The organism is Acidobacteriota bacterium, assembly GCA_009691245.1.
In the GTDB taxonomy this organism is placed as follows: domain Bacteria; phylum Acidobacteriota; class Terriglobia; order 2-12-FULL-54-10; family 2-12-FULL-54-10; genus SHUM01.
Map to the genome: position 1 here is coordinate 1 of SHUM01000086.1, position 10,504 is coordinate 10,504.

Sequence of the window (10,504 nt, forward strand, 5' to 3'; positions counted from 1 at the left end):
GGCGACGCCATTGTCGGCGCTGCACGTGGCCGCGCCGGGCCAGGCGGCGCTGCGTGTGGAGGCCACCAGCGGGGACGCGCAAATCAACTTTGCGGCCACCGGCGCAGGCGGGCGGAGTTGGCTATTCCAAACCGGCGACACCGCGTCAACGCTGAACGGACGTTGGCGGCTGATTGACTCGACAGCGGGCCAGGAGCGGATAACCATCGACACGGCTGGTAACATGGGCATCGGCACGCCCGCGCCCACGAGTAAGTTGGAAGTGAGTGGCGGCGACATCCGAGTGAGTGGCGGCGGCAAGTTCATCGGCGACGGCTCACTGCTGACCAACCTGCCCGGCGGCGGTGGAGCGGCGACAGATGTCATCTGCCCCGCGCCCTGCATCGCGTCATCTGAAATTGTGGACGCAACCATCGTCAACGCCGACATCAACGCGGCGGCGGCGATTGATCCTACCAAGATCGCAGGCACGGCGGCCACGCTGGGGGCCAACAGCTTCACCGGCGCGCAGAGCATCACCGGCAACCTGGCGATCACTGGCGGCAATCTGGCCCTGCCCGTCACTGCCGCTGGCGGTACGAGTGGCGTGATCACGCTGGGGGGTAGCCCGTTCCTCCATTCCGGAGGAGGCGCGGGAAATACGTTTGTCGGGCCCAACGCAGGCAATCCTGCGGTGAGTGGCGGGAATAACATTGGGTTAGGCGCTAATACGTTGGCTGCCAACACCACTGGGGGTGGCAATACCGCGCTGGGACATGGAGCCATGCTGGCCAACACGACAGGCGCCGAAAACACGGCGGTCGGAACGACAGCGTTGGATGACAACATCGGTGGCGCATTCAACGTGGCGCTGGGCGGCGGCAGCATGGGTACGAATACGAGCGGGAGCAACAACGTGGCCGTGGGTCATAACTCGCTGTTGGGAAACACGGCTGGCACGGAGAACACCGCGGTGGGAGCGCGATCCCTGCAGACTGGGAATGCGAGCGCCAATACGGCCGTAGGGTACTTCTCCTTGAATGGCAATACTATCGGCACAGGGAACGCAGCTCTGGGTTGGAAAGCGCTCAACACCAACAGCACCGGCTCCGAAAACACGGCCAGCGGCACTAGTGCGCTCAACTCCAACAGCACCGGCGGTAATAACTCGGCATTGGGATACCTATCCGGTGTCAGCCTTGTTTCCGCAAACGCCAACACCAGTGGCTCCAATAATACGTTCATTGGAACTTTCTCCGGGCCGGGAGTTCCGAGCGCATCGAGTCTTCAGAACGCCACTGCCATTGGCGCTAACGCGGTGGTCTCGGCCAACAACGCGCTGGTGCTGGGCAGCATCAACGGGGTCAACAACGCAATTTCTGTAGTGAATGTGGGCATCGGGACGGCCACGCCAGGGGCGCCGCTCGACGTGGTCGGATCGGGTTTCCTGGTAGGGCGCTTCCGCAACAACGCTACCTCCGGGGACCGCACCGCGCTGGTGGATATCCAGAATGGCGACGGAGTCCTGTGGAGGCAGGGTGTGGGCGGCACGGGAAACGGATTTGGTCTGACCAATGGGCAATTTTACATAGAAAGAGGCGGGTTCAGCGTACCGCTGGTCATTGACACCGCGGGCCGGGTGGGCCTCGGCGTGTTCAATCCAGGTTATAGGCTGGACGTGCAGGGCGGACAGATCAATGCCTCGGGCGGGCTGTGCATCGCGGGCGACTGCAAAACAACGTGGCCCGCCGGTGGCGGCAGCGTCACGAGCATTACGGCGGGCACGGGCCTGAGCGCGTCACCCGGCAGTCCCATCACCACCACCGGCACTCTCAGCTTTGATCAAACTTATGGCGACGGTCGCTACGCCCAACTGGGGGCGGCCAACAGCTTCACTGCGGCTCAGAGTGTCAGCACCGGCTCCGGGATTGCCCTTAGCATAACGAACACCGCCGGCAGCGGGACCACCTACGGCGTCTACGGCCAGAGCTTCAGCGCCAGCGGCTACGGGGGAATGTTTTGGAACAACAACGCCAGCGGAACCAGTTTGGCCGCCCAGAACAGTGCTGGTACTGAAATATTCACCGTGAAGGCTTCCGGCAGTGTCGGCATCGGCACGGCGAGCCCGGTCAGCCGTTTGACCGTCAACGGGGGGGGGATGGCAATATCAACATCGGCAACATGGGCTGCGGCGCGCCATTTGTCGGCATCACCTTCCTCAATGCTCCCAGCGGCTGCCTCAACTACAACGTCATGGGGGATGGCCCCTCGCTCTACCTGAACCGTGTCACCGGGGGCGCTATGGTCTTTCGCGAAAACAACGTGAACCAGATGGCCATCCTGTCCGGCGGCAACGTGGGGATCGGGACCGCGGCCCCCGTCGAGCGCTTGCATGTGGCGGGGAACATCCGCGTAAACGGATGTATCGGAGACGCCGCGGTGGTGATCGGAGGAGTTTGCATATCCGATATACGATACAAGAAGAACATCGAGCCGTTGACGGCCTCGCTCGCGAAGATAGCGGCGTTGCGGCCGGTAACGTATAACTGGCGCGCCGAGGAGTTTCCTGAGAAGCACTTCGGCCCGGCGCGCAGCTTCGGGCTGATCGCGCAGGAAGTGGAGCAGGTGCTGCCGGAGATGGTGGTCACCGACGAACAGGGCTACAAGGCGGTCAACTACTCGCAACTGCCGCTTTATTCCATCCAGGCCATCAAGGAGCTGAAGACGGAGAACGACGCGTTGAAGGCCCGAGCTGACGCCCAGCAGATGGAGATTGAGCAATTAAAGGGCATCATCGAGCAACGCCTGGGTGTGCAGGTGTCAAAGGCGGGGAATCGGCAGTAGGGACGAAAACAGAGCTGCGCCCGCGACGCGGCAGCGCCGCCCGCGTGAGCCAGCGGTGGCTGGTTTTCTTCTGCAGGCAGATCGTTTCTTAGGCAGGTAAATCCCTGCCGTGTGGGAAAACCAACCACCGCTCCCTGACGGTCGCGGCTCTGTTCGCTCAATCTGCGGCGTACTCGTTGCGGAAGCGAACGATGAGAGCGAACTGCGCTGGCGGATTTTAGATCCCGCATTCCATACGCCGCGTCTTCTTTCTGAGTGGGCTTTTGATCTTGGCTGGTGGAATTGGTCCGTGATTCAGTTTAAGAATGGCCCGCGCGGGAAAAGCCCACGGTGAGAAAACCGCTCACCGTGGCTACCAGTGCTGATCCGCACAGCGACTGGGCGTGCAGGTGAGCAATGGCGGTGAGCAGTCACAGAGCCGCGCGCCCACGGCAGGCCGGGGCAGGCTGGGATGTTCCATCGCGGCACTGTCACGCGACACCGTTTACCGCGCGGGGAGTGGGCGTTAGTCAATGGGGGAAATTTGGAATCTTTGGGCGCTGCCGCGCATGCTGATTAGTTGGAAAATTTGGATGCTGTGGGATTTGTGGGCAGAGTGGTCAGGTTGGCGCTCCGAGAATTTGGTCAAGTTGGTCGATTTGGATTATTTGACGCGCGAGACAGGTGCGAAGCGGCGGGAAAGTTGATCTGAAGTTCCCCCCGAACCCCCAATCCTCAACCCCGAAACCCCAACCCCGAATCCCCAGTTTGTCAATCTGGTCAGAGTGGTCAGAACCGTGAACGTTTGCACTTTGGGCAGGACCGCGAATTCCGCAAATTTTGTTGCGGCGTTTGAACGCGAGTTTCGGTCCAATTTTTACCTGCGAACGGGTAATCGCTTTCATCGAAATTCTGATCGCGCCAAGGACGTCCAAGTTTCCCGAACCGCGAGTCCCCAACCTCGTACCTCCCCGTGCCGCAAAAGAGACAAAGCGGGGCGGGTGTCAAAATCCCGCTAATATTTTCCGCGCTCTGGCATATCGTTAATGCATTCCACTGATTTTTTGGGGGCGGGATCGCTATGACATTTGGCCTGGGTTCGGAAGAGGGTGCGGGCAAAAGCGCGCTGCGGTTTTCCATTGATGACGAGCCGCGCAACGGCGCGCGCATCAAGGTGGTGGGCGTGGGCGGAGGCGGCTGCAACGCGGTCAATCGCATGATTGACGCGGGCTTGCACGGGGTCCAGTACATCGTCGCCAACACGGATCAGCAAGCGCTGCAACACTCCCAGGCGCAGGTGAAAATTCAGATCGGCGCCAAGCTCACGCAGGGACTCGGCGCGGGCGCGGACCCGGAGATCGGGCGGCGCGCGGCGCTGGAAGACACCGACAAGTTGATCGAGGCGCTCGAAGGCGCTGACATGGTTTTTGTAACCACGGGACTCGGCGGCGGCACCGGCACCGGTGCGGCGCCGATCGTGGCGTCGCTGGCCAGTGAACTCGGGGCTCTCACGGTTGCCGTCGTCACCAAGCCATTTCAGTTTGAAGGACGCCGCCGCCAGCAGCAGGCCGAGGCCGGCCTCGCCGAGCTGGCCGAGAGCGTCGACACCATCATCACCATCCCCAATGAACGCCTGCTCCAGATGGAGAAGAACACCGGCTTCTTCGATGCTTTCCGCCTCGCCGACGACGTGCTGCGCCAGGCCGTGCAAGGCATCAGCGACATCATTCTCATACCCGGTATCATCAACCGCGACTTCGCCGACGTGAAGACCATCATGCACGGCATGGGCTACGCGGTGATGGGCAGCGCCATTGCCAGCGGCCCGAATCGCGCCGCCGAAGCGGCGCAGATGGCCATCTCCTCACCGCTGCTGGAGGATGCCTCCATCAACGGCGCGCGCGGCATCCTGATCAACATCACCGGGTCGAGCAATTTGGGATTGCAGGAAGTGAACGCGGCGTCCAGCATTATCCATCAGGCGGCGCACGAGGACGCCAACATTATCTTCGGCGCGGTGCTCGACGAGTCCATGAAGGACCACGTGAAGATCACCATCATCGCCACCGGCTTCAAGCCGGAGGGAGTGCGCCCGCGCCGCCGTCAGGAAGAGGTCGCGCAATCTGGATTTCAGGGCGTCCCGTCCATTCCCGTATCCGCGCTAGTGGGCAGGCCGACATACGCCGAGTCAGTGCCTGCGTACGCCGCTCCCGTAGCGTCGCCCGTAGCGGCGTACGCTCCCGCGGATCGCAACTATGCGCCGGTCGCGCGAGCCGCCAGTTACGCGCAGAGCGACCCTGCACGTCAAGCCAGCAAGGAGCCGACGGTGTGGCAAGGCATCACGCCTTCATCAGCGCCCACGCCCGCTCCGCAGACAGCCGCCGCACCCGCGCCACGGCGCGATGATCTGGAGATTCCCGCATTCCTCCGCCAGCGCAGCAACACATCGATGCGCTAGCGCTGCGACCTTTATTCCGCTAAGTGGGTTTGAATTGGTAGCCACGGTGAACGCACGTCTCGCCGTGGGCTTTTCCCTGATATACAAACATCCTGTGTTAGCTCGGAGAGATACGTCGTCAGTTCAGAGAACTACGTCAGCGGCAGCGCGGCGAACCAGCGTGCGAAGGCTTGCCATAACGGCGTGTTGGTCAATCCGAACAGCGCTGGGACTTGCATCAGCATGAACACTCCCAATATCGCGGGGAACACCTGGCGACCTGTTGGCCGGTCGCGCTCCAGAAAGATGAGCGCGAGAAACACGGAATCAGTGAGGCCGAAGGTGAACCACTGGTAGTTCCACGTCGGCGTCGGATTGGCCCAGAACATCAGACGAATGACGATGGGATCCAGCAGCGTCATGCCGGTGCAGACCATGAAGCGCGCGTGCAGCGCGGCGCTGCGGCGTGTAACCAGCGCCATGACGTAGGACAACGAAAATAGAAACGCGATGGACGCTTGCAGATAGAGGATGTAGGTCTGGCGACCGTAGGCCTCGCCTTCCAGCCCCTTGATCCGGCTATGCGCCAGGAACACCACGCTCATCAGGACGACTGCTGCCAGCCCCTGCGAGAAGCGGCCGAGAATGCGGTGGATGTCCATGCGCCGCGCGCGAATCAGCGTGGGCTGCGCGATCAGCATTAATATCCACAGCGTCGCCGTGGTGGCATGAAGATGGATGTAGGCGCTGCTCGCGCCGAACCCCAGCGAGAGATACGAGGGCCAGAAGGCCACCAGCGCGACCAACAACAGCGCGGCGAAGTACGGCCCGCTCTGCGCGAAATCCAGAAGTCTTTTGGGTGCGCGCGCCGCGCCGCCCTCATTGAGTACACTTGCCGAATTGTTCGATAGGCTCATCTGATACCTCGCACGCGCAGTGGGAATTTTCTAATCAACAAGAACAGCCTGTAGACCGCCCGCCGCCTGCCGCAATGCGATCTCGCACCGGCCCGCAAGATCGCGGAACGCCAGGGCATCGGCTACCAGCCCCTGCTGAAAATGCTGGTGCGCGAAAGCCTCGTGCGCGGATCCCGTTACGCCTGAATGCACTTGGTTGAGATCGGGCGATTGGAGTCAAAAAGAACGACCAGGTAAGGGTCTCCCCTTTCCCGTCCCGTACAAGGGGGGATCTTTGGCCGTTGCGGTACGGTTCTCGATGGTCCCCCGGATGACTCCGGTTTCGTCAATGAAAAAGTTCTTTCTTCCGTGTTCGAATTCCACTTGCTCGGCTGTTATGGTGTAAGTAGGGATGCTCCCAAAGTGTCTTTTGCCGGGTGTGTAGGTAAACTTACAGCCAGCTTTCTCAAACCCGAAATTTGTACCGCCGGGACCGCGACCAGCGTAGACGGGGAAAACTAGGTCTGCATGGTCCACATTGGGGTTACCGCTCGGCGGTGGACCCAGCCTGTGTAAGCCATCAGTGAAGCCCCCCTGGTATGTGGAAGCGAACGTAACCTCAACCGTGTGCAATGTCCGTAAGATGCCGGGGCAACTTGTCTGTCCCGCCCGCATAGGGTTTGTGAGCACGCCCCGAACAAAGACAGCCACCGCAACGACAGCCGCCAAGATAACAAAAATCCAAATCCGCCGTCTGAACTTGCCAAGAAGACTGAGAGGCTTCTGCGAGAAATCTGTCAGTTGATGTGGTGGGTTGGCGACTCTTTTCAGATCAAAATCATATCCACAATCGCATCGCTGAACTACGTCCGGGTTGATCAAGCCGCAATGTGGGCATTCCATAGAGCATTCCTTTCAAGTTACTCGCAAATCGCCAGGGCACGCTCGTTCAGCGGCTCAGCCTCCCCGGATTTGCTGAGGAACACGGGGACCGGCGGGATGTTTGCCACCGTTTTTCCCAAGTGGTTGAGTGCATTCCCCTGTTAGGCGCTTTGCTTGCGCGCCAGTCCGCTGGCAACCGGGCATCCCCAGTGATGAACCAAAGGAAGATGTGGGTATCCAGCAGAAGCCTCATTTGCTCTCAAACGCCTGCAGGATGTCTTCGGGAAGCAGCGCGTCAAAGTCCTCTGGGACTGTAAACTCGCCTGAGGATAACCCAAATGGGCGTAATGTTTGGGTGCGTCCTTCGACGGGCTTGATTTCCGCCACGGGTTGTCCGGCGCGCACAATAAGGAGGGATTCGCCCGCTTCGACTCGCAGAAGATAGGCGAGGAGATTCTGTTGTATTTCCTCTAAATTGACTCGTACCATATCGCGATTATCCCCCAACGCAAATCCATTCGCAACAGCCCAATCCGCAAGAAACCTTTCTGACATCCCGGCGGGGGGAATTGCTTTACACTCGTCACTTGTTGCTCGGAAGGGGAGGGTGGTCCGCTGGCTGACGCGCGCGGCACTGAACGGATATGGAACCACAGTGGGATTTTGGCGGGGAGATTGTCTGGCGGCCTTCGCGCGAGCAGGCCGAGGGGAGCCGGCTGGCGGCGTTCATGCGCCGGCATGGCATCGCCACGTTTGATGAGCTGATGCGGCGCTCGACTGAGGACATCGCGTGGTTCTGGAACGCGGTGATCGCTGATCTCGACATTCGCTTCCGCGTGCCTTACGACAAAGTGGTGGACCTCTCGCGCGGCGAGCCGTGGGCCCAGTGGTGCATCGGCGGGCGCATGAACATTGTCGATAACTGTCTCGACAAGTGGACCGCCGCCGGGGCGGCTCCACCGCAGGGAAGCCGCGCAGGACATATTGCAGTGCGCTGGGAGGGTGAGGAGGGCGCGACTCGCGCACTGAGCTACGGTGAGTTGAACGCGCAGGTCTCGCAGATGGCGGCGGCGCTGCGCTCGCTTGGCGTGGGCAAGGGCGACGTGGTGGCCATCTTCATGCCCATGACGGTGGAGATCGCCGTGGCGCTGCTGGCCATCGCGAAGATCGGCGCGATCATTCTGCCGCTGTTCTCGGGCTATGGCGCCGAGGCCGTGGCGTCGCGGCTGCGCTCGTCGGGCGCGAAGGCCATGTTCACCGCCGACGGTTTCTACCGGCGCGGGCAGCGCGTGGCGATGAAACCTGTCGCCGATCAGGCGATTGCGCTGGCGGTGGCGCAGCCCGGTACTAAGGACGCTGCGGGCGCGTGCGCGCTTCAGCACCAGATCGTATTTCATCGGACAAGCGCAGACATTGCTAATATTCCGATGACGGCGGGCCGCGATCACTGGTGGCACGACCTGGCCGCGCGTGAATACCCGTCTCAACTTAGCGCGACCGAGGACACTTCCGCCGAAGATCCGCTGATGATCATTTACACTTCGGGCACTACCGGGCAGCCCAAGGGCGCGCTGCACACGCATTGCGGATTTCCCATCAAGGCCGCGCAGGATTTGGTGCACTGTCTCGACGTTGGTCCTGACGACACGGTTTATTGGGTCACCGATCTCGGCTGGATGATGGGGCCGTGGCTGATCTTCGGCACCGCGCTGATCGGCGCGACGATGGTCTTCTACGACGGTGCGCCGGACTACTCACCGACATCGAATCATAAGGAGACAGGCCAGCCGGGCGCGGATCGCGTGTGGAGCCTAGGCGCGGGGCGCCTGTGGAATATGGTCGAGCGCCACAAGATCAGCGTGCTGGGCATCTCGCCGACGCTGGTGCGCGGGCTGATGGGACACGGCGAAGAGCCGGTGCGGCGGCACGATGTTTCGTCACTGCGCGTGCTCGGCTCGACCGGCGAGCCGTGGAACACCGAGCCGTGGAACTGGTTCTTCCGCGTGGTGGGCGGCGGGCGTCTGCCCATCATCAATTATTCCGGCGGCACGGAGACATCCGGCGGCATCCTGGGCGGCAACATGCTGCTGCCGATGAAGCCGGCGTCATTTTCCGGCGCGGTGCCGGGCATGGCCGCCGATGTGGTGGATGATCAGGGCCGCTCGCTACGCGGCGCGGTGGGCGAGCTGGTGATTCGCCGCCCGTGGATCGGCATGACGCGCGGTTTCTGGAAGGCTCCTGAGCGATATTTCGAGACCTATTGGTCGCGCTTCCCCGGCATCTGGGTGCATGGCGACTGGGCGGCGATTGATGCGGATGGCCTGTGGTATATCCTGGGCCGCTCCGATGACACGATCAAGGTGGCCGGCAAGCGGCTTGGCCCGGCGGAGGTAGAAACAATTCTCGTAGGTCATCCCGCAGTGGCCGAAGCGGCGTGCATTGGCGTACCCGATCCGCTGAAGGGTCAGGACGTGCTTTGTTTCTGCGTGCTACGCGCAGGCCACGAGCCGAGCGATGCGTTGCGGGAAGCGCTTCGTGCGCGCGTGATTGAGGCGCTCGGCAAGCCGCTGAAGCCGCGTGAAATTCTCTTCGTCAACGATCTGCCCAAGACGCGCAATGCCAAAGTGATGCGCCGCGTCGTGCGGGCAGCGTATCTGGGTGAGTCGCTAGGAGACATCACGTCACTGGAAAACCCAGCGGCGATCGAGGAGATAAAGAAAGTCAGAAGATAGAAGACAGAAGTTAGGAGATAGGAGTTAGAAGTCAGAAGTTAGAATAGAACTCGCGGGCCGAGCTTTGGTTTTTTACTTCTAACTTCTAACTTCTATCTTCTAACTTCTTCCTTTATTTTTTCTTTGCTATTTTATGTTCGATGGTATATTAGCGCCGTGAGGTTTGCCGGTCGATACAACCGCTAGCTGCGTTTGCCTGCCGTATCGGGTCTGCTCGCGTTGCCGCCGGTTTCCTCTCCCTATCCGGAGGCGGTTCCGCCCGCAGGGTATGGACATCAAAACTACAAGGTGATCGATGAAGAATCTGTTCGTGGGAAACCTGCCTTTCCGCATGGCGGAAGGCGATATGACGCAGGGTCTGAGCAGTCTGTTCGAGCCCTTCGGCGCAGTGGCGCGTGTCAGCATCATCACGGATCGCGAGACGGGCAAACCGCGCGGCTTCGCGTTCGTGGAGATGGAAGACGATGAGGCGGCGACCAAAGCTGTTGCCGCGCTGAACGGCACCAACTTCGAGGGTCGCCCTTTGAATATCTCTGAGGCCCGACCGCGCGAAGGAGGCGGTGGCGGCGGCTTCGGCGGTGGTGGACGCGGTGGCCGAGACAGTGGTGGGTATGGCGGTGGTGGCGGGTACGGTGGGCCGCGCGAGCCGCGCTGGTAGCATCACGCACTAACTTTATCTATAAATAACCATTTAGAATCCCAATCCAGCGGCGTGAGTAGCACGGAATTGGGCGAGGGAGGTGTGTGCCGCAACC

At 61.2% G+C, this 10,504-nt stretch carries 6 protein-coding genes; 4 read left to right on the forward strand and 2 right to left on the reverse strand.

The window, feature by feature from the left end; all coding sequences use genetic code 11:
* Window positions 1-2,160: 2,160 nt before the first annotated feature.
* Together EXQ56_14210 and ftsZ are read left to right on the forward strand one after the other, a co-directional pair.
* Window positions 2,161-2,823: a tail fiber domain-containing protein gene (locus EXQ56_14210; GenBank protein ID MSO21576.1), complete on the forward strand. Its 663-nt coding sequence runs from the start codon at window positions 2,161-2,163 to the stop codon at window positions 2,821-2,823.
* A 1,060-nt stretch (window positions 2,824-3,883) separates the two neighbouring features.
* Window positions 3,884-5,260 (forward strand): cell division protein FtsZ, encoded by a 1,377-nt coding sequence (gene ftsZ / locus EXQ56_14215; GenBank protein MSO21577.1) that lies wholly within the window; start codon window positions 3,884-3,886, stop codon window positions 5,258-5,260.
* 131 nt (window positions 5,261-5,391) lie between these two features.
* Here ftsZ and EXQ56_14220 read toward each other — a convergent pair whose 3' ends face one another.
* Together EXQ56_14220 and EXQ56_14225 are read right to left on the reverse strand one after the other, a co-directional pair.
* A complete protein-coding gene (locus tag EXQ56_14220) occupies window positions 5,392-6,156 on the reverse strand; it encodes a hypothetical protein (protein MSO21578.1) in 765 nt (254 codons plus the stop codon).
* A 1,110-nt stretch (window positions 6,157-7,266) separates the two neighbouring features.
* Window positions 7,267-7,506 (reverse strand): type II toxin-antitoxin system Phd/YefM family antitoxin, encoded by a 240-nt coding sequence (locus tag EXQ56_14225; protein MSO21579.1) that lies wholly within the window; start codon window positions 7,504-7,506, stop codon window positions 7,267-7,269.
* A gap of 239 nt (window positions 7,507-7,745) precedes the next feature.
* On the opposite strand from EXQ56_14225, the gene EXQ56_14230 reads away from it, so the two are divergent.
* Together EXQ56_14230 and EXQ56_14235 are read left to right on the forward strand one after the other, a co-directional pair.
* Window positions 7,746-9,749: an AMP-dependent synthetase gene (locus tag EXQ56_14230; protein MSO21580.1), complete on the forward strand. Its 2,004-nt coding sequence runs from the start codon at window positions 7,746-7,748 to the stop codon at window positions 9,747-9,749.
* Between the two features lie 295 nt (window positions 9,750-10,044).
* Window positions 10,045-10,407, forward strand: a complete 363-nt coding sequence (locus EXQ56_14235) for an RNA-binding protein (protein ID MSO21581.1) — start codon at window positions 10,045-10,047, stop codon at window positions 10,405-10,407.
* The last annotated feature ends 97 nt before the right edge of the window (window positions 10,408-10,504 follow it).

What these genes read in the sequence shown, in the direction of transcription:
- ftsZ (MSO21577.1), top strand. Translation starts at nt 3,884, where the DNA reads ATGACATTTGGCCTGGGTTCGGAAGAGGGTGCGGGCAAAAGCGCGCTG.
- EXQ56_14235 (MSO21581.1), top strand. Translation starts at nt 10,045, where the DNA reads ATGAAGAATCTGTTCGTGGGAAACCTGCCTTTCCGCATGGCGGAAGGC.
- EXQ56_14225 (MSO21579.1), bottom strand. Translation starts at nt 7,506, where the DNA reads ATGGTACGAGTCAATTTAGAGGAAATACAACAGAATCTCCTCGCCTAT.
- EXQ56_14210 (MSO21576.1), top strand. Translation starts at nt 2,161, where the DNA reads ATGGGCTGCGGCGCGCCATTTGTCGGCATCACCTTCCTCAATGCTCCC.
- EXQ56_14220 (MSO21578.1), bottom strand. Translation starts at nt 6,156, where the DNA reads ATGAGCCTATCGAACAATTCGGCAAGTGTACTCAATGAGGGCGGCGCG.
- EXQ56_14230 (MSO21580.1), top strand. Translation starts at nt 7,746, where the DNA reads ATGCGCCGGCATGGCATCGCCACGTTTGATGAGCTGATGCGGCGCTCG.